17 protein-coding genes are annotated in these 18,464 nt (G+C 31.8%); 9 read left to right on the top strand and 8 right to left on the bottom strand.

Going from position 1 to position 18,464, the window contains the following annotated elements:
• Positions 1–5 precede the first annotated feature (5 nt).
• The 4 genes from RSE15_RS07595 to panC are packed head-to-tail and all read right to left on the bottom strand — an operon-like array spanning position 6 to position 3,430.
• A complete protein-coding gene (locus RSE15_RS07595) occupies positions 6–1,217 on the bottom strand; it encodes an alpha/beta hydrolase (RefSeq protein ID WP_324067193.1) in 1,212 nt (403 codons plus the stop codon).
• A 39-nt stretch (positions 1,218–1,256) separates the two neighbouring features.
• Positions 1,257–2,216 (bottom strand): lysylphosphatidylglycerol synthase transmembrane domain-containing protein, encoded by a 960-nt coding sequence (locus tag RSE15_RS07590; protein ID WP_324067191.1) that lies wholly within the window; start codon positions 2,214–2,216, stop codon positions 1,257–1,259.
• Between the two features lies 1 nt (position 2,217).
• Positions 2,218–2,568 (bottom strand): aspartate 1-decarboxylase, encoded by a 351-nt coding sequence (gene panD, locus RSE15_RS07585; RefSeq protein WP_026725939.1) that lies wholly within the window; start codon positions 2,566–2,568, stop codon positions 2,218–2,220.
• Between the two features lie 13 nt (positions 2,569–2,581).
• Entirely contained in the window at positions 2,582–3,430 is an 849-nt protein-coding gene (gene panC / locus RSE15_RS07580; RefSeq protein WP_324067187.1) for a pantoate--beta-alanine ligase, read from the bottom strand.
• 107 nt (positions 3,431–3,537) lie between these two features.
• Between panC and RSE15_RS07575 the strand changes: the two genes are divergently transcribed.
• The 5 genes from RSE15_RS07575 to RSE15_RS07555 all read left to right on the top strand — a co-directional run bounded on the left by RSE15_RS07575 (position 3,538) and on the right by RSE15_RS07555 (position 9,936).
• Positions 3,538–4,344 carry a glycogen/starch synthase gene (locus RSE15_RS07575; protein WP_324067185.1) on the top strand — a complete coding sequence of 269 codons (807 nt, stop codon included), beginning with the start codon at positions 3,538–3,540 and terminating at the stop codon, positions 4,342–4,344.
• Positions 4,345–4,358: 14 nt separating this feature from the next.
• Positions 4,359–6,059 (top strand): BamH family beta-barrel-assembly machinery protein, encoded by a 1,701-nt coding sequence (locus RSE15_RS07570; RefSeq protein WP_324067183.1) that lies wholly within the window; start codon positions 4,359–4,361, stop codon positions 6,057–6,059.
• Between the two features lie 7 nt (positions 6,060–6,066).
• On the top strand, positions 6,067–7,914 hold the full coding sequence (gene glmS / locus RSE15_RS07565) for a glutamine--fructose-6-phosphate transaminase (isomerizing) (RefSeq protein ID WP_324067181.1): 1,848 nt from the start codon (positions 6,067–6,069) through the stop codon (positions 7,912–7,914).
• Positions 7,915–8,065: 151 nt separating this feature from the next.
• A complete protein-coding gene (gene atpD / locus RSE15_RS07560) occupies positions 8,066–9,577 on the top strand; it encodes a F0F1 ATP synthase subunit beta (protein WP_324067179.1) in 1,512 nt (503 codons plus the stop codon).
• A gap of 77 nt (positions 9,578–9,654) precedes the next feature.
• On the top strand, positions 9,655–9,936 hold the full coding sequence (locus tag RSE15_RS07555) for a FoF1 ATP synthase subunit delta/epsilon (protein WP_324067178.1): 282 nt from the start codon (positions 9,655–9,657) through the stop codon (positions 9,934–9,936).
• A gap of 54 nt (positions 9,937–9,990) precedes the next feature.
• Here the strand turns inward: RSE15_RS07555 and RSE15_RS07550 are convergent, their stop codons facing one another.
• Positions 9,991–11,487 carry an aminotransferase-like domain-containing protein gene (locus RSE15_RS07550; protein ID WP_324067176.1) on the bottom strand — a complete coding sequence of 499 codons (1,497 nt, stop codon included), beginning with the start codon at positions 11,485–11,487 and terminating at the stop codon, positions 9,991–9,993.
• A 68-nt stretch (positions 11,488–11,555) separates the two neighbouring features.
• Between RSE15_RS07550 and RSE15_RS07545 the strand changes: the two genes are divergently transcribed.
• Complete coding sequence (locus RSE15_RS07545) at positions 11,556–13,370, top strand: TonB-dependent receptor plug domain-containing protein (protein WP_324067174.1); 1,815 nt, start codon at positions 11,556–11,558, stop codon at positions 13,368–13,370.
• A gap of 97 nt (positions 13,371–13,467) precedes the next feature.
• On the opposite strand, the gene RSE15_RS07540 is transcribed toward RSE15_RS07545, so the two are convergent.
• Positions 13,468–14,217 carry a uroporphyrinogen-III synthase gene (locus tag RSE15_RS07540; protein ID WP_324070433.1) on the bottom strand — a complete coding sequence of 250 codons (750 nt, stop codon included), beginning with the start codon at positions 14,215–14,217 and terminating at the stop codon, positions 13,468–13,470.
• A gap of 18 nt (positions 14,218–14,235) precedes the next feature.
• Positions 14,236–14,901, bottom strand: coding sequence for a DUF4271 domain-containing protein (locus RSE15_RS07535; RefSeq protein ID WP_324067172.1), 666 nt, complete (start codon positions 14,899–14,901; stop codon positions 14,236–14,238).
• A 106-nt stretch (positions 14,902–15,007) separates the two neighbouring features.
• On the opposite strand from RSE15_RS07535, the gene RSE15_RS07530 reads away from it, so the two are divergent.
• The 3 genes from RSE15_RS07530 to RSE15_RS07520 are packed head-to-tail and all read left to right on the top strand — an operon-like array spanning position 15,008 to position 17,471.
• The gene (locus tag RSE15_RS07530; protein ID WP_324067170.1) at positions 15,008–15,730 is read left to right on the top strand and encodes a polyprenol monophosphomannose synthase; all 723 of its coding nucleotides are present in this window, start codon (positions 15,008–15,010) and stop codon (positions 15,728–15,730) included.
• A complete protein-coding gene (locus RSE15_RS07525) occupies positions 15,730–17,082 on the top strand; it encodes a dihydroorotase (protein WP_324067168.1) in 1,353 nt (450 codons plus the stop codon). Before RSE15_RS07530 ends, RSE15_RS07525 begins: the two co-directional genes overlap by 1 nt.
• Positions 17,082–17,471: a DUF4296 domain-containing protein gene (locus RSE15_RS07520; protein WP_324067166.1), complete on the top strand. Its 390-nt coding sequence runs from the start codon at positions 17,082–17,084 to the stop codon at positions 17,469–17,471. Before RSE15_RS07525 ends, RSE15_RS07520 begins: the two co-directional genes overlap by 1 nt.
• On the opposite strand, the gene RSE15_RS07515 is transcribed toward RSE15_RS07520, so the two are convergent.
• Complete coding sequence (locus RSE15_RS07515) at positions 17,455–18,444, bottom strand: NAD-dependent epimerase/dehydratase family protein (RefSeq protein WP_324067165.1); 990 nt, start codon at positions 18,442–18,444, stop codon at positions 17,455–17,457. The genes RSE15_RS07520 and RSE15_RS07515 overlap by 17 nt on opposite strands.
• Positions 18,445–18,464: the final 20 nt, after the last annotated feature.

Below are 18,464 nucleotides of genomic sequence, written 5' to 3'. Positions count from 1 at the left end.
TTGTTTTATTCCTTTTTTTCAGTTGGTTCTTCTGTAGGAGTTTCAGCAGGAACTTCTGCTGGTGCTTCTTCCGATGGTTTGTCTTCTTTTCCTTTTAGCGCTTCTGCACGGTTCAACATATAATCTTTTGTTAACTCACGAATTGACTCTAAAGTAAAGGCTCTTTGATATGTTTTTACAGCTTTTTTAAAATTACCTGTTTTTTCAAAATACAAAGCTTGGTGATAGGTTCCTAAGATTGTTTTTGGGTAATGTTTGTCGGCATATTCTCCTAAAGTTTGTAATTCATTGTATGCTTTGTTTTTTAAAATAGCAGCTTCAATAGCTTTGAAATCTGACAATCTTGGTTTCAGTTTAAGACCAAATCGTTTTTCTAATTCATCATATTTAGCAATTAAATAGTCGGTATAACCCGCTTCTAATTTTAAAATTTTATCTTGAAATTCCACCATTGAAATGGGTTGGTAGCCGTCAAAGATGAAATAAATCGCATTTGGAACAGCTTTAGCTACTAATGAATAGTGAGAAGCGCCTTTAAAAGCATCGTTTTGATATTTAAAAGTAGCGTTTGGAATGGCTTTGATATTTGCATCTAGTTCTGCTGCTTTTTCGTTGATTTCTTTTAAATCACCTTCACCTGTTGCTTGATAGTAGAATATAGGTTTTGTTATTTTTGTTAAACGATCTGCAATTCGTTTCTCCATTTCTGGGGCCATTTCTGGAGCTAGAGAAATATATGCATTAAAAATCGGGTTGTCTTTGTATAAGTAAAAATTTAAAAATCCAGCAGTTGTGTCATGACCACTAATCATTCTAAAAGGCAGTGTACGGTATTTTTTTTCTACATATGGTAATAATTCAACCCCAATGAATTCGAAAAAATTTGCGCCTGAACCAGAAGGAAATCCAGCTTCATCAAATTCGCTATCTTTAAAACGAGTTTCGCCATTATTTTGATCAATGGCAATAATTATCATTTCTGGCAAATCGTCCCAATAGCTACCATATTTTAAAATTCCTTCAAATGGATCCAATAAATATTCACCATCTAATAGAACTAAAGTGGGATAATTTTTTTCAGGATTTGATTCATAAGAAGGCGGTGTTACCACTGTAAAACTTCTTGTTCCTATTTTTTTTGTTTCAATCGATTCGGGGATACGTTGTGCAAAAAGACTTGTAGTTGCTAACAGAATTAGCAATAAAAATTTTTTCATGAGAAAATAGTTAGTTTAAAAGAGTAGCAATTTACTAATTTATTTTTTATTTAAAATAGGTAAAAGTAAATATGATACTAAGCCTAAAAATATAGTTAAAAGGGTTTGTGAGGTCCATACTAACCAACCAAAGGCTACTCCAACATCATTTGGAATTCCATATAAAGAGTAAATTAGAGCAATGGCTAAGGGGTAAGCTCCAATGCCGCCATTAGTAAAACCTACTGCTAAACTGCCAAAAATAAATCCCATAATAACAACATCAAAGCCTATGTTGGCTGTTTCTGGCAAAGCAAAAATGGTTACATAAAACATTAAAAGATAGGATAGCCATATAAAAAAGGAATGAAAAATATAGTTCCATTTGTTTTTCATTTTTAAAATACTCGTCATTCCTTCTATTAAGCCAGATAGTTTTTGTTTTAATTTATTAATAATTTTCCATTCAGCATAAATCCAAACAAAAACAAAAATCACAAAAATTACAAAACCGCCTACTAGTAAATAGATTATTTTTTCTAAGGGTAGTTTATCAATTAAAAACTTATAAAGTTTTTCAAATTGCAAAACAAAGGCAATAACCACGAATAATAGAAAAATTAATAAATCAACAATTCTTTCGGCTACAATAGTTCCAAAACCTTTGTCAAATGGTACGTTTTCGTATTTTTTTAATAAGGCTGCTCTAGATATTTCTCCTGAACGAGGAATGGTTAAATTAACTAAATAAGAAACACAAACGGTCATTAGGTCGTTTCGAAAATGTGTTTTATATCCTAAATGTTGTAGAGAAAATTTCCAACGATAAGCTCTTGACCAATACCCAAAAAGCGCAATAAAAAGGGAGAGAAATATATAAAAATAATCGGCCTTTAAGAAGCTGATTTTTATTTTTTCTAATTCCTCATGAGTAAGTGTAGTGTACTGATAATAGATAATTGCTAGCCCAATTAATAGCGGGATAGAAAGGCTAAAAAAATTTCTAATATTTACTTTCAAACTAAGTTAAAGAGTTGTCTTTTTCGTTAGGAAAAACTAATGTAGGCTTGAATTTTTTGGCTTCCTCAAAATCCATAATCCCATAAGAAATAATAATGATAATATCTCCTCTGTGAACTTTGCGAGCTGCAGGCCCATTTAAAGTGATTTCTCCAGTGTTTCTAGGGCCTTTAATGGCATATGTTTCAAGTCGTTCACCATTATTGATGTTAACGATTTGCACTTTTTCGCCTTCGATAATGTTAGAAGCTTCCATTAACGCTTCGTCAATGGTGATACTACCTATATAATTCAAATCAGCACCCGTAACGGTTACTCTATGAATTTTTGATTTTACTACTTGAATTTGCATGATGCAAAGGTAATTAATTTAGTGAAATATTATCAATTAATCTAATATTCTCAATAAAAATTGCGATAAAACCACGATAATTTTTGTCGTTTTCTTTTTCAGAAACGGGTAAAAGTGTTGCTTCATCGGCAATTTCAAAATATTCTAATTGAAATTCTGTATGTTTTTTGAATTCGTTTTCTACAAATAAAATGGTTTCCTCGGCTGAATTTGTTTGAAATAACTTTTTTGCATCACTCAGTATTTGGTATATAATAGCTGCTTTTTCTTTCGCGATGGCGGATAGTCTTTCGTTTCTTGAACTCATGGCTAATCCGTTTGGTTCTCTATGAATTGGGCAACCAATAACTTCTACTGGAATATTGTATTTTGAAACTAATTTTTTCACAATTTGAAGTTGTTGAAAATCTTTTTCTCCAAAATAGGCTTTATTAGGTTGAACAATTTCAAACAATCTTTTGACAATTGTTCCCACACCATCAAAATGGCCTGGTCTATGTTTGCCTTCCATTTGATTTTCCAGCCCGTCGTATTCAAAATTTTCAGAAACGGTATTACCTTCATAAATATCTTCTACTTCAGGAGCGTATACAATAATTGAATTGCTTAATGCTTGCATAATTTGCACATCTCGTTCTAAAGTTCTTGGATATTTATCCAAATCTTCGGCATTGTTAAATTGGGTAGGATTGACAAAAATACTCATTACTGTTATGTCGTTTTCCGAAAGTGAGTTTTTCAGTAAAGATAAGTGTCCTTCATGAAGTGCTCCCATAGTAGGAACAAAACCAATGGATTTGTTTTGGTTGATAAAAGGGCTTAAAAAGGCACTTAAATCTGACTTTTTATTAAAAATAAGCATTTTAATGTTTGTTATTTCAAGTGCAAACTTACTATTTTAGTGGATAAATCCATAAAATTTTGTAATTTTGCAAGGTTTTTTAAAACAATAATTAACTAGAATACATTATGGAAGACAAGAGGATATTGTATGTATCATCTGAAGTGGTGCCTTATTTAGCTGAAAATGAAGTGTCGTTACAATCGTATGAAATGCCAAAAATGATTAATGATTTAGGTGGACAAATACGAATTTTTATGCCTAGATATGGTAATATTAACGAAAGAAGACATCAATTGCATGAAGTTATCCGTTTATCAGGAATGAACTTGGTGGTGAATGATATGGATATGCCTCTAATTATTAAAGTTGCTTCAATTCCAAAAGAGCGAATTCAAGTTTATTTTATTGATAATGATGAGTATTTCAAGCGTAAAGCAACTTTTTCAGACGAAGAAGGTGTGTTATATCCAGATAACGATGAACGAGCTATTTTCTTTGCTAAAGGAGTAGTAGAAACAGTTAAAAAATTAAATTGGGTGCCCGATGTAATTCATGTACATGGATGGATGGCAGCAATGTTGCCAGTTTATTTAAAACATTATTATAAAGATGAAGGTATTTTTGCAGAAACAAAGATTATTTCATCGGTTTATGACCAAGGTTTTGAAGGAGAGTTAGACAAAGAATTCATCAACAAAGTATTGTTTGATAATATTACTAATGAAGCTGTTTCGGATTTAGTTTCGCCTACTTATGAAAACTTAATGAAGGTTTCAATTATGCATTCAGATGCAATAGTAGCAGGGTCTGAAGCCTTGTCTCCAACTTTAACAAAATTTATAGAAAGTTCAAACAAACCTTTTTTACCTTTCGCCTCCAAAGACACAATTAAAGAAGTGTATACTTCATTTATAAAAAATCACGTACTATAAAGGGTTTATCTATTATGAAAAAAAGTATTTTTAAAATATCATCTTTGTTATTATTCGTTCTTTTTATATCTTGTGATAAGGATTTTAATTCCTTAGATTCAGATGTAATTGGGGAAGATCATTTTGATTTAGAGCAATATGAAGTTGAAAATTTAGTTGCTTATTCCAAAGCAACGGGTCCTGTTCAGGCTAATAATTTGCCATTAAATGCTTTAGGTGTTTATAATAATACAAAATTTGGAGTTACAAAGGCTCATTTTGTAACACAAGTTGAATTAGGTACCGAAAACCCTTCTTTTGGTTATAATCCTGTAATTGATTCAGTTTATTTATATGTGCCTTATTTTAGTGAGATACAGTCTACAGAAACAAGTGGCGAGCGAATCTATGAGTTAGATTCTGTCTATGGAAATGCAGAAACAGGAAAATTTAAATTGTCGGTTGTAGAGAATGGCTATTTCCTTAGAGATTTTGATCCAACGGATAATTTACAATCATCTCAAAAATATTATAGTAACGATAAGCCGCTTATTGATCCTTTTAAAGGAACAGAAATATTAAACAATAGTTCGGCTACATCTCAGAACAATGAATTTTATTTTAGTAAAAAAGAATTGTATATTTATAAAACCAATGGTGCAGGTTTATATTTAGACAGTAATGGTGCAGTATTATCTGATCAAAATGATGTTTCTTTGAGAGTTATCAAAGAAAGAAAAACACCAGGCATGTGGTTGGATTTAAAAAACAGCTTTTTCCAACAAAAAATTATAGATGCTACTGCTTCTGGAAATTTGTTTAATAACAATAGTTTTAAAAATTATTTTAGAGGTTTATTGTTTGAAGTAGAGGAAATTAATCCAGGTCAGGGTGCTTTAGCTATATTGGATTTTTCTAGAGCAGAACTTAAAATTTTATATAAAGCGTCTGCTGATCCAACGGTTGAAAATCCTAATCCGGTTAGAACAAGAAGAAATTTTTCGCTTAAAATGGGATATAACGCATCTTCAACATTAAGAAATAATAGTATTAACTTCTTAGAGCATACGAATTCTTCTGATTATACTTCTGGATTAGCGGCAACTAATGAAGTAACAGGAAGTGAAAGATTATATATTAAAGGTGGTAATGGTTCAGTTGCATTTATTGATTTGTTTAATGCTACCGAATTACAAACCTTAAGAAATAATGTGGCAAACAATGATTGGTTGGTTAACGATGCGCGACTTACTTTTTATGTTGATAAATCCCAGATGTTGAATGTAAGTAATGAGCCAGAAAGAATTTATATTTACGATGCTAAGAATAATGTTGTGCTTTTAGATTATACGTATGATAGTTCAACAAGTTCAAATGCTAAAAAAAATAAACTGGTTTTTGGAGGAATTATCGAAAGAGAAGTTGATGAATCAAAAAAAGGAATTAAATATACGGTAAGAATAACCGAACATATTAAGAGTGTTTTAAAAGTTGATAGTGATGGAGAGTATATGGATAACATTAAAATTGGTATTTCTGTTACAGAGTCCATAAATCTTGTCTCTACAGCTATGTTAAAAACTCCTTTTACTGCAAATGGTTTGGAAATAAAAAGCATTCCATTGGCATCAATTCTTAATCCATTGGGAACAGTTTTATATGGAAATGTAATTACTGACCCTTTAGATGAAGATAAAAAACTTAAATTAAATATTTATTTCACTAAACCTAATTAATAAAAATATGTGTGGAATCGTAGGTTATATAGGTCATAGAGATGCCTATTCGGTAATAATAAAAGGGTTACATCGATTAGAATATAGAGGTTATGATAGTGCTGGAATTGTACTATATGATGGTAATGATTTAAAACTATCAAAAACAAAAGGTAAAGTTTCTGATTTAGAAGCAAAAGCTGAAAGTGAAAAAACAACTTTTGGTAAAGTTGGAATGGGCCATACACGTTGGGCAACTCATGGAGTTCCTAATGATGTAAACTCACATCCACATTTTTCTAATTCTGGAAAATTAGTCATCATACATAATGGAATCATTGAAAATTATGAACCATTAAAGCAAGAATTAATTAAAAGAGGGTATACTTTTAAATCGGATACGGATACAGAAGTGTTAATTAATTTGATTGAAGAAGTAAAGAAAAAAGAAAACTGTAAACTTGGAAAAGCGGTTCAAATTGCTTTAAATCAGGTTATTGGCGCTTATGCTATCGCAGTGCTTGATATTGAAAAGCCAAACGAAATAATAGTAGCTCGTTTAGGAAGTCCGTTAGCAATTGGTATTGGTGAAGATGAATTTTTTATTGCTTCTGATGCTACACCATTTATAGAATACACTTCTAATGCAATATATTTAGAAGATGAAGAAATGGCTATTGTGCGTTTGCATAAACCATTAAAGGTTAGAAAAATTAAAGATGACACTTTGGTTGATCCTTATGTTCAAGAGTTGCAATTAAACTTGGAGCAAATTGAAAAAGGAGGTTACGATCATTTTATGATGAAAGAAATCTACGAACAACCAAGCGTAATTAAAGATACCTACAGAGGAAGACTTTTGGCAAACAAAGGAATTATCCAAATGTCGGGAGTTGAAGATAATTTAGAAAAATTCTTAAATGCTAAACGAATTCTTATTGTTGCTTGTGGAACTTCATGGCACGCCGGATTAGTTGCAGAATATATTATCGAAGAATTTTCAAGAATTCCTGTTGAAGTAGAATACGCATCAGAATTCAGATATAGAAATCCAATTATTAACAAAGATGACGTTGTTATTGCAATTTCACAATCAGGTGAAACGGCTGATACTTTAGCTGCGATTAAATTGGCAAAAGAAAACGGAGCATTTGTCTTTGGAGTTTGTAATGTAGTGGGTTCTTCAATTTCTCGTGAAACACATGCGGGAGCATATACGCATGCAGGTCCAGAAATTGGTGTGGCGTCTACTAAAGCATTTACTACACAAATTACAATACTTACTTTATTGGCATTACGTTTAGCAAAAGCAAAAGGAACAATGACAAATTCAGATTACCAACGTTATTTGTTGGAATTGGAATTAATTCCTGAAAAAGTACAAGAAGCGTTGCAAACAAATGAAGTTGCAAAACAAATTGCAGAAATATATAAAGATGCAACTAATTGTTTGTACTTAGGAAGAGGGTATAATTTTCCAGTTGCTTTAGAAGGTGCTTTGAAATTAAAAGAAATTTCATATATCCATGCAGAGGGATATCCGGCGGCAGAAATGAAGCATGGTCCTATTGCATTGATTGATGAACATATGCCAGTTATTGTTATTGCTCCAAATAAAGGACATTATGATAAAGTGGTAAGTAATATTCAAGAAATAAAATCGAGAAGTGGAAAAATTATTGCTGTAGTTACTAAAGGTGATACCCAAGTTAGAGCTTTAGCAGACCATGTTATTGAGATTCCTGAAACCAATGAGCCGTTTACGCCATTATTAACTACAATTCCGTTGCAATTATTGTCGTATCATATTGCAGTTTTGAGAGGCTGTAATGTCGATCAGCCAAGGAATTTGGCAAAATCCGTTACGGTAGAATAATATTTTAAAAGCGAAATTTAATAATTTCGCTTTTTTGTTGTAAAAAAGTCAAAAAATATATTGCAAAATTGTTTCAAAAAAAACTATCTTTGCACTCGGAAAATACATCATTTTTTCAACATTAATTAGCTATTAAATAAATACATAAGCAATGTCTAGAATCACAGGAAAAGTTGCACAAATTATCGGGCCAGTTGTTGACGTCGTTTTTAATGACTCAAATAACGAATTACCTAAAATTTATGATTCATTAGAAATCACTAAAAAAGATGGTACTTTATTAGTACTTGAAGTTCAATCTCACATTGGTGAAAACACTGTACGTACCATTTCTATGGACTCTACTGATGGTTTAGCAAGAGGTGTTGAAGTAGTTGCTACTGGTGCACCAATTCAAATGCCAATTGGAGCAGACGTTTTTGGTCGTTTGTTTAATGTAATTGGTGATGCAATTGATGGATTAGGAGATTTACCTAAAGCAGGTTCTAATGGTTTACCAATCCACAGAACAGCTCCAAAATTTGAAGACTTATCAACTTCTTCTGAAGTTTTATTTACAGGTATTAAAGTAATCGACCTTATTGAGCCTTATGCAAAAGGAGGAAAAATTGGATTATTTGGTGGTGCTGGAGTAGGTAAAACTGTATTAATTCAGGAGTTGATTAACAATATTGCAAAAGGTCACGGCGGACTTTCTGTATTCGCAGGAGTAGGAGAAAGAACACGTGAAGGAAATGACTTACTTCGCGAGATGTTAGAGTCAGGAATTATTAAATATGGTGACGATTTCATGCACTCTATGGAAAATGGAGGATGGGATTTGTCTAAAGTAGATATGCCAGGAATGAGAGAGTCTAAAGCTACTTTCGTTTTCGGACAAATGAATGAGCCACCTGGAGCTCGTGCTCGTGTAGCACTTTCAGGATTATCTATCGCTGAATATTTCCGTGATGGAGCTGGATCTGACCAAGGTAAAGATGTATTATTCTTTGTTGATAATATCTTCCGTTTTACACAAGCAGGTTCTGAAGTATCGGCTTTATTAGGTCGTATGCCATCTGCAGTAGGGTACCAACCTACATTAGCAACTGAAATGGGTGCGATGCAAGAGCGTATTACTTCAACTAAAAAAGGATCTATTACATCTGTACAAGCGGTTTACGTACCTGCAGATGACTTAACTGACCCTGCACCAGCAACAACGTTTGCTCACTTAGATGCAACAACAGTATTGTCTCGTAAAATTGCTGAGTTAGGTATCTATCCTGCAGTAGATCCATTAGATTCTACTTCTCGTATCTTAACTCCAGAAATCTTAGGTGCTGAACATTATGACTGTGCTCAAAGAGTAAAAGAGATTCTTCAAAAATACAAACAATTACAAGATATCATCGCCATCTTAGGTATGGAAGAGTTATCTGAAGAAGATAAATTATCTGTATCTCGTGCACGTCGTGTACAACGTTTCTTATCTCAACCTTTCCATGTAGCGGAGCAATTTACAGGTATTCCTGGAGTATTGGTTGATATTAAAGAAACAATCAAAGGATTTAACATGATTATGGATGGTGAATTAGACCACTTACCAGAAGCAGCGTTTAACCTTAAAGGTACTATCGAAGAAGCTATTGAAGCTGGACAAAAAATGTTAGCAGAAGCATAATTTTAGTATTCAGTGTTCAGTCACAGTATTCAGTTACTTACTAATCACTAATTACTAATCACTAATCACTTAAAGTTATGATTTTAGAAATAGTATCGCCAGAAGCTACATTGTTTAAAGGAGAAGTTACTTCGGTAGCGGTTCCTGGGATTAATGGTGAGTTTCAAATGCTAAACAATCACGCTCCTATTGTTTCATTATTAGCAAAAGGAAATGTGAAAATAAATGCTCAAAATATTACTATTGAAAAAGAATTTGCTTCTAAATTCAATAAAGTAAATGAGCAAACGTATTGGTTACCTATTAATTCTGGCACCATCGAAATGAATGAAAACAAGATTATTGTTTTAGTCGACTAAGACAATAGATTTATACTAAAAAAGTCCCGCATTTTGTGGGACTTTTTTGTTTAATCATTTTATGATTGTGTCATAAGCAAGTTTCAATTTGCTTATGACAATTTCAATTTCCTCTTCATTCAAATAACCAAAGCCAAAACGAATGGCGCACGTGTTTTTATCTTGATAAAGAATAGTTTTAGGCAGCAATACATCTAATTTTGCTACTTCTTCAGCAAGTTGAATTAATGATATTGATGGTTGAAATTCAACCCAAATGGCTAATCCTCCCGTTGGCTTTTTAAATCGGACAGTTTCTTTAAAATGACGTTTGAAACATTCACATGTATAATCTCGTCTTTGCTTATAGATTACAACATTCTTTTTTAGTAAACGATGAATTTCTCCTTCCGAAATTAATTCAGAAAGCATTTGTTCTTGAATTAAATCACCTTGGCGATCTAACATTTGCAAGTAATTTTTTGCTTCTACTATCAAATTTTCTTGCGCTACAACAAATCCAACTTGAAAACTTGGGAATAAAGATTGACCTAATTTACCTAGATAAATGACCAAACCATTTGCATCTGAACTTGCCATGGGGAGCATAGCCGAACCTTCAAATTGAAAATCATAATCATAATCATCTTCAATTATCGCAAATTGATAAAGTTTAGCAAGTTCTAATAATTTTAAACGACGTTCTACAGATAATGATGCCGTAGTTGGATAATCTCGATTTGTACAAATGTAAACACATCGAATAGTTCCTTTTGTATAATGAGTTCTTATGTAATCAATATCTAAGCCATATTCATCTACCGGAATAGTTTGAATAGATGCTCCAGATTCTTGAAAAATCATATTCGCAGCATAATTGCTTAAGTGTCCTACTAAAACTAAATCTTTCTTCCGAATTAATAGTTGAGAAATAATATATAAACTCATTTCTGTACTTCGGGTGCTAATTAAATTAGTAGGTTGAATATAAAAACCACGAGTTGCATTTAAATAATTACACAACTGATTTTCAAAGACTGAATTTTTAATTTTAGATGTTTGACTCCATTTTGAAAGCAATGTTTTGCGTTTCATGGAAGCACTAAACCATTTTGAAAACTCATGAATGGGATGTAGTCTTAAATCAGGCTGACCATCATTTATATTAAATTTTGCCTCCGACATTTCTTGAGTTGATGACAAATGAAATGAGGTTTGAAACGGAAATCCAGTTGTTTTAGAATAGGTATTGATTGCGTCAATTTGGTTTGAAGATGCTTTAATGGAGGCGGTTTTTTGTTCCGGTACTAAAATAAAAGTTCCTTTATTGGCGATTATTTCAACCCAACCTTGCGCTGCTAATTCTTCATAAACTGCAACGGCTGTGTTTCTATGAATTTGTAGTAGTTGGCCAAAAATCCTTGTACCAGGTAAAGCAGTTCCAGAAGTTAAATAGCCGCGTTGTATAGCATTTATTATTTGCTGAGATATTTGGATGTAAACCGAAGTGCTGCTGCGTTTTTCAAATTGAATAAATTCTTTAAGCAATGAATTTACCGGACTATCTTTCATTTTAAAACTGGACTATATTAATCGTCCGGAAAGTTACGACTTTTGCACCGTTTTAAAATAAACTTCAAATGAAAAATAAATACTTTTTATCTGTTATGCTTTTTGGTTCTATACTTGGAAACGCACAAGAAACAGAATTGAAAACCGATTCGCTAAAAGAAGTTGTGGTTACTTCTTCTCGAATTGATTTACCTTTTAAAGAAAATTCAAGAACCATTCAAATTGTTACTGCAGAAGATATAAAAAAACTTGGAATTACAAATGTAGCCGATGCATTGCAACAGCTCGCAGGGGTTGATGTTAGACGACAAGGTGTAAATGGAATGCAGGCCGATTTATACATCAGAGGTGGTGGTTTTGATCAAACGTTACTTTTAATTGATGGCATTAAAGTTGACGATCCACAAACAGGTCATCATACCATGAATTTGGCATTACCTATTGAAGTGATCAAAAGGATTGAAGTGATAAAAGGTCCAGCAGCCCGTATTTTTGGACAAAATGCTTTTACGGGTGCCATTAATATCGTAACTAACGATAATTTGGAGAACTCAATCATTGCTAAGATTCAAGGAGGTTCATTTGGTCAATTTATTGCTGAAGTTACAGGTACTGTTAACTTAGAAGACAGTAATCATGTGGTTCACTTTTCTAAGCAGTCTTCAGATGGTTATAGAAAAAACACTGATTTTGATAATACAAATTATGTATTGAGAAGTAAATTCAATAAATCTAAACTACCTATTAATTTAATTTCAGCTTTTTCTGAGAGAAAATTTGGAGCTCAAAATTTTTATGGTGTTACTAAGGATTTTGCACTTCCATATGAAGTTACGCAAGCAAGTTTGATTGGACTTTCGACAGAAGTAAAAAGGGGGAATTTTACTTTTAAACCAAGAGTTTATTGGAGAAGAAACCAAGACGAATATATTTTCATAAGAACAAATCCTTCAGTTTACAGAAATTTACATATCACAAATAAAATTGCTGGAGAATTTAATGGTTCTTACGAATCTAAAATAGGTATCACTGGTTTTGGTCTTGAATTTTCAAAATATATGATTCAAAGTAATAACTTAGGAGATGCCGAAAGAGAAATTGCCACTTTATTCTTAGAACATCGTTTTGAATTGTTTGATAAAATAGTAGATATTACTCCAGGTGTTGCAGTTTCGTATTTCTCAGATTTTGATAACAGAGCTTTTCCAGGTATTGATTTAGGAGTGAAATTATCGGATAGAATTCGACTTTACAGTAACGTTGGATATACATATAGAGTTCCTACTTATACCGATTTAAATTATAGTGATTTAGAAACTCAAGGGAATCCAAATTTAGAAGCAGAAAGAGCCTTTGCTCAAGAATTAGGATTCAAATATCATGCAAATAAAGTTGATTTTAATGTGGCGTTTTTTAATAGAAACACAGAAAATTTCATTGATTACAGAAGAGCAACTCCTGATGATTTATGGAGACCTGTTAATATTGATGTTGAAACAAAAGGTTTCGAATCTTCGTTGAAGTATAATTTTTCATTAGGTAAAATTAAAAATCAGCTGAACTTAGGTTATACTTATATTGATGACAATATCAACACGGATTTAATTTCAAAAAACGGCATAAATTCTTTGCGCCATCAAGTTGTTTTTAATTATGACATCAAGTTGTTTAAAGGATTTAGTCAAAATATTTCATACCGATATGCTGAGAGAACCTCAAGAATTTCTTATAATGTTTATGATTTGAATACAACATTCAGAACTAAAAATATTGAAATTAATATGTTAATTCAAAATATTTTCAATACTGAATATGTTGAAGCCGGTATGGTACCCATGCCAAAAGGAAATGTTTTATTTGGAATGAAATATCTTTTTAAATAAAAGTAGTTTAGTTAACGATTAAAATAAAGATTGCATTTTTAAACTGCAATCTTTATTTTAATCGTTAACTAATAAAACCAAAATAAAAAATTGGTTTTTATTTTCCTTTGTTAGCTTCTGCTACGTATTTTTCTAAAGCTCCAGTCATAGAGGGAGTTCCTGGGCTAGGTGCCATAATATCTATTCGTAAACCATGTTCTAAAGCTTCTTTTTGAGTGGTACTTCCAAAAACTGCAATACGCGTATTGTTTTGTTGAAAATTAGGGAAGTTTTTAAACAAGGATTTAATCCCTGTAGGGCTAAAAAACGCTAAAATATCGTAATATACATCTTTTAAATCCGTTAAATCACTCATTACGGTTTTGTAAAATGTTCCTTGCGTCCAATCTACTTTTAATCCGTCAAGTGTTTGAGGAATGTCAGCGTTTAATTGGTCTGAAGAAGGTAATAAGAATTTTTCATCTTTATACTTTTTTATCAAAGTTGACATGTCAACAAAATCTTTCTGGCCAACATATATTTTTCTTTTTCTATATACTACATACCGTTGTAAATAGAAAGCTACTGCTTCAGATTGGCAAAAATATTTTAAATCTTCAGGTATTTTATAACGCATTTCTTCCGCCACTCTAAAAAAGTGGTCAACTGAATTGCGACTTGTTAATATAATAGCAGTGAAGTTGTTTAAATCAATTTTTTGGGCGCGAACTTCTTTGGCAGAAACTCCTTCTACGTGAATAAAAGGGCGGAAGTCAATTTTAACTTTCAATTTATTTTGAAGCTCAAAATAAGGAGAATTTTCTACTTTAGGTTCTGGTTGTGAAACTAATATTGTTTTCACTTTCAAATTTGACATAATTTCTCTCTAATTTTTTGTAAACCAATTATAAATGAAATAGTAAGGTGCTATTTCAAGGGTGCAAAGATATAAAATAAAATAAAATATTTTACGTAATAATAAATTTTGATACAATTTCAAAACAACTAAGTAAGTAATTATGTTTATGCTGATTAAGGTAATTAATAAAGCCCAAAAGAACCAGTTTGAATTTAAAGAATTATAATACAAAATGATATTCACAGGTAACAAAATAAATCCAAAATATGCTCTATAATTCACCTTAAGTAAATTGAATTGTTCACTAAATTCTTCAATTTTGAAGGCAGTTGAAATTATTTTTTCTATTAAATATTTAGAAAGAATAAAAACACTTAAAAATGTTAAGATTTGGATGTAAACAATTAAGTCTGTTTTTTCAGCTTTATTAAATTGGTTCAATACCAACAAAGTGAAAAAAGAAAATGAAATCAATTGCAAGACAAACATTGAAATGGTAAACCCACTCATTAGATTACTACTGTCTCTGTAAATTTTTGTGTATTTATCGGAATAAGCCAAGCGAACAAATTCGTTAAAACGTACTGAAGATATGGTTTTGTTAACTGCAATGATAGCCAAGCAAACCATAAACAAAATGGTGGCCCAATCTTTGCTTTCAATAATTCGGTCGTGTAATTGAATTGCTAACATATCAGCGCAAATTTACAAAAAATAGTGTCATTTTCATTATTATAAAATTATTAAGAATTGTCTACAAGAAATAGTTTATTTTTGCAGTTAAATAGAAGATTTTTTTATGGCTCAGGGTATTGTTATAATTCCAACTTTTAACGAAATTGAAAATATTGAAGCGATTATAAAAGCAGTTTTTGCTTTAAAAACGCCTTTTGATGTTTTAATAGTGGATGATAATTCTCCTGACGGAACGGCAGCAAAAGTAAAAGAGATGCAGCAAAAATTTCCTTCGCAGTTGCATTTGAAGATTCGAATGAAAAAATCAGGATTAGGAACGGCATACGTAGCAGGTTTTAAATGGGCGCTTTCTCATGAATATGATTATATCTTTGAAATGGATGCCGATTTTTCACACAATCCGAATGATTTGGAAAAGTTGTTAGCAGCTTGTGAAAATGGTGCGGATGTTGCTATCGGTTCTCGATATTCAAATGGCGTCAATGTTGTAAACTGGCCTTTAAGTCGAGTTCTGTTATCTTATTTTGCTTCAGTTTATGTGAGAATGATAACTGGAATGAAAATTGCGGATGCAACAGCAGGTTTTAAATGTTACAGAAGAACTGTATTAGAAAAAATTAATCTAGATAAAATAAAATTTGTGGGGTATGCGTTTCAAATAGAAATGAAATATCGTGCCTTTGTAAATAAATTCATTATTGTTGAGGTTCCTATCATTTTTACAGATAGAACAAAAGGACAATCAAAAATGAGCGGTGGAATTATTCGTGAAGCCGTTGTTGGAGTAATAATGTTGAGACTACGTAAAATATTTAATAGATTATAATGAGTGCCAATACATATTTAATTAGAAATGCCAAAATTGTAAATGAGGGTGTTGTTTTTGATGGGGATATATTAATTGAAAATGAATTCATTAAAGAAATTGCAGAAAAAATTAGTGTAAAATCATCTGACTGTGTTATTATTGATGCCGAAGGAAGTTATGTAATTCCTGGCGCTATTGATGACCAAGTGCATTTTAGAGAACCTGGTCTTACTCATAAAGGAACTATCGAATCTGAAAGTAAAGCTGCTGTAGCTGGTGGAATAACTTCGTTTATTGAGCAACCAAATACAGTTCCTAATGCTGTTACGCAAGAACTTTTAGAAGATAAATATCAAATTGCCGCTAAAACATCGTATGCGAATTATTCATTTATGATGGGAGGTACTAATGATAATTTAGAAGAAATATTAAAGACAAATCCTAGAAATGTAGCTGGATTAAAACTTTTTTTAGGATCGTCTACTGGCGATATGCTTGTTGATAGTTCAGCTTCATTAGAAAAGATATTTACAAGTACTAAGTTGTTAATTGCTGTTCACAGCGAAGATGAAACTATAGTTAAAAATAATTTAGCAAAGTTTAAAGAAGTTTTTGGGGAAGATATTCCAGTTGATAAACACCCAGAAATACGTAGTGTTGAAGCTTGTTATGTGTCTACAGAAAGAATAATTGCTTTAGCAAAAAAAACAGGAGCTAGACTTCATGTATTCCATATATCTACAGCAAAAGAATTAGATTTATTTACCAATAAAATTCCATTAGAACAAAAGCAAATTACAGCGGAAGTATGTATTCATCATTTATGGTTTACAGATGCTGATTATGAAATAAAAGGCTCCTTGATTAAATGGAATCCAGCTGTAAAATCTCAAGCAGATAAAGATGCATTATGGAAAGCTTTATTAGATGATAGAATTGATGTAATAGCAACAGATCATGCACCTCATACGCTTGAAGAAAAAAGCAATCCATATTTAACCTGTCCTTCTGGTGGTCCTTTAGTTCAACATGCTGTTGTAGCTATGTTTGAAGCGCATCATCAAGGAAAAATTTCGGTAGAAAAGATTGTTGAAAAAATGTGTCACAATCCAGCTAAAATTTTTCAAATTGAAAAAAGAGGATTCATTCGAGAAGGTTATTATGCTGATATAGCAATTGTAAATGCATATTTACCGTGGAATGTTAAAAAAGAAAATATTATTGCAAAATGTGGCTGGTCTCCGTTTGAGGGATATAACTTTAAATCGCGCGTGACACATACTTTTGTAAATGGGAAATTAGTTTATCAAAATGGTAAAGTAAAAGACACTAAAGTAGGCCAACGATTATTATTTGAAAGAAATTTATAATGAAACCACTGCTATTTTTATTTGTAAGCTTATTGTTGTTTTCTTGTTCTAAGAATCCAGCACCCAAACCCGAAAATTTATTGGATGAGGAAGTAATGGTTGATATTATTTTTGATATTGCAATTTTACAAGCAGCGGATGGTAATATGCCTTATAAATTAGCAGAGGCGAATATTAATGCTAATCAGTATGTTTTTAAAAAGTATAAAATTGACAGTATAACCTACAGTCAAAATCAACGCTATTATGCTTCAGATTCAAGAAAATATAAAAAAATCTATAAAAAAGTAATTGAAAGATTAGATTTAGAACAAAAGAAAATGAATGATACAACTAAAGCAACAAATGCATCAGATGATGTAAAAAAAAGCTTTAGTGTTTCAGAATAGTTTTTAAATACTCTTCTTTTTCTTGAAATTCAAATTCGAATTCCGATTTAATTTTTGAAGTATCGTAAATTAAAGTTTCATGCAATGCGGCAGCTGTATTTCGAGTTATTTTCCTTTTGCGATTCGCAATTTTTGAAATTAACCAATCTAATCGCCAAGCAATTGATGTCATTGACTTCGTGGCATTTATAGAAGGACTTTTTACGTTTATTTCTTTAGCAATAAATTTAAGCAGTTTTTTAACTTCTATATTTTCACCAACAAGTGTAAAACGTTCTCCATTGATGTCACTTTTCATAAGTTGCATCATGCATTTGGTTACGTCATCTACAAAAACAATTCCAACAAAGCCCTTAGTGTAAAATGAAGTTCCTCTCCTAACAGATTGAATAATTACATCGCTACCTCTTTTTGGAAAACCGTAACCAAAAATCACACCCGGATTCACAATTACCACTTCTAAGCCTTCTTGATGGCCGCGAAATACTTCCATTTCGGCACCATATTTCGTAATGGCGTAATCACTATGCAATTCTTCAGGATTCCATTCGGTTTCTTCTGTGATAGTAGTTTCGTGTTCTTTTGGGTTTCCTAAAGCGGCAATCGAACTTACATGACAAAGTTTTTTGATGCCAAAATCAATGCAACAATTTACAATGTTGGCAGTTCCTTCAATATTGATTTTTCTAAGCTCGTCTTCGTCCCTAGGATCAAACGAAATCAAAGCAGCGCAATGATATACATGTGTAACCTTTTCAAAAGCAATTTCTAACGACGGAATATCGGTAATATCACCTTTTACCCAATTAATTTTATCAAAAAGCTCTAATTGATTATGAAAAGAAAATACATTCTTTGTCTTTTCAATTTGTTTTTCAGAACGAAATAGCGCTTTTACTGCCTCATTTTCTTGAAGAAGTTGCACTAACAAATGCGAACCTACTAAACCTGTTGCTCCTGTGACTAAAATCATGACGTAAAAATAGCAAATCT

This window comes from Flavobacterium sp., assembly GCF_035195345.1.
Lineage (GTDB): Bacteria > Bacteroidota > Bacteroidia > Flavobacteriales > Flavobacteriaceae > Flavobacterium.
Note: the sequence above shows the minus strand (reverse complement) of the source record. Positions and strands in the feature narration are given on the sequence as shown.

What these genes read in the sequence shown, in the direction of transcription:
- panC (WP_324067187.1), bottom strand. Translation starts at nt 3,430, where the DNA reads ATGCTTATTTTTAATAAAAAGTCAGATTTAAGTGCCTTTTTAAGCCCT.
- RSE15_RS07545 (WP_324067174.1), top strand. Translation starts at nt 11,556, where the DNA reads ATGAAAAATAAATACTTTTTATCTGTTATGCTTTTTGGTTCTATACTT.
- RSE15_RS07535 (WP_324067172.1), bottom strand. Translation starts at nt 14,901, where the DNA reads ATGTTAGCAATTCAATTACACGACCGAATTATTGAAAGCAAAGATTGG.
- RSE15_RS07555 (WP_324067178.1), top strand. Translation starts at nt 9,655, where the DNA reads ATGATTTTAGAAATAGTATCGCCAGAAGCTACATTGTTTAAAGGAGAA.
- RSE15_RS07550 (WP_324067176.1), bottom strand. Translation starts at nt 11,487, where the DNA reads ATGAAAGATAGTCCGGTAAATTCATTGCTTAAAGAATTTATTCAATTT.
- RSE15_RS07525 (WP_324067168.1), top strand. Translation starts at nt 15,730, where the DNA reads ATGAGTGCCAATACATATTTAATTAGAAATGCCAAAATTGTAAATGAG.
- atpD (WP_324067179.1), top strand. Translation starts at nt 8,066, where the DNA reads ATGTCTAGAATCACAGGAAAAGTTGCACAAATTATCGGGCCAGTTGTT.
- glmS (WP_324067181.1), top strand. Translation starts at nt 6,067, where the DNA reads ATGTGTGGAATCGTAGGTTATATAGGTCATAGAGATGCCTATTCGGTA.
- RSE15_RS07570 (WP_324067183.1), top strand. Translation starts at nt 4,359, where the DNA reads ATGAAAAAAAGTATTTTTAAAATATCATCTTTGTTATTATTCGTTCTT.
- RSE15_RS07575 (WP_324067185.1), top strand. Translation starts at nt 3,538, where the DNA reads ATGGAAGACAAGAGGATATTGTATGTATCATCTGAAGTGGTGCCTTAT.
- RSE15_RS07530 (WP_324067170.1), top strand. Translation starts at nt 15,008, where the DNA reads ATGGCTCAGGGTATTGTTATAATTCCAACTTTTAACGAAATTGAAAAT.
- RSE15_RS07515 (WP_324067165.1), bottom strand. Translation starts at nt 18,444, where the DNA reads ATGATTTTAGTCACAGGAGCAACAGGTTTAGTAGGTTCGCATTTGTTA.
- RSE15_RS07520 (WP_324067166.1), top strand. Translation starts at nt 17,082, where the DNA reads ATGAAACCACTGCTATTTTTATTTGTAAGCTTATTGTTGTTTTCTTGT.
- panD (WP_026725939.1), bottom strand. Translation starts at nt 2,568, where the DNA reads ATGCAAATTCAAGTAGTAAAATCAAAAATTCATAGAGTAACCGTTACG.
- RSE15_RS07595 (WP_324067193.1), bottom strand. Translation starts at nt 1,217, where the DNA reads ATGAAAAAATTTTTATTGCTAATTCTGTTAGCAACTACAAGTCTTTTT.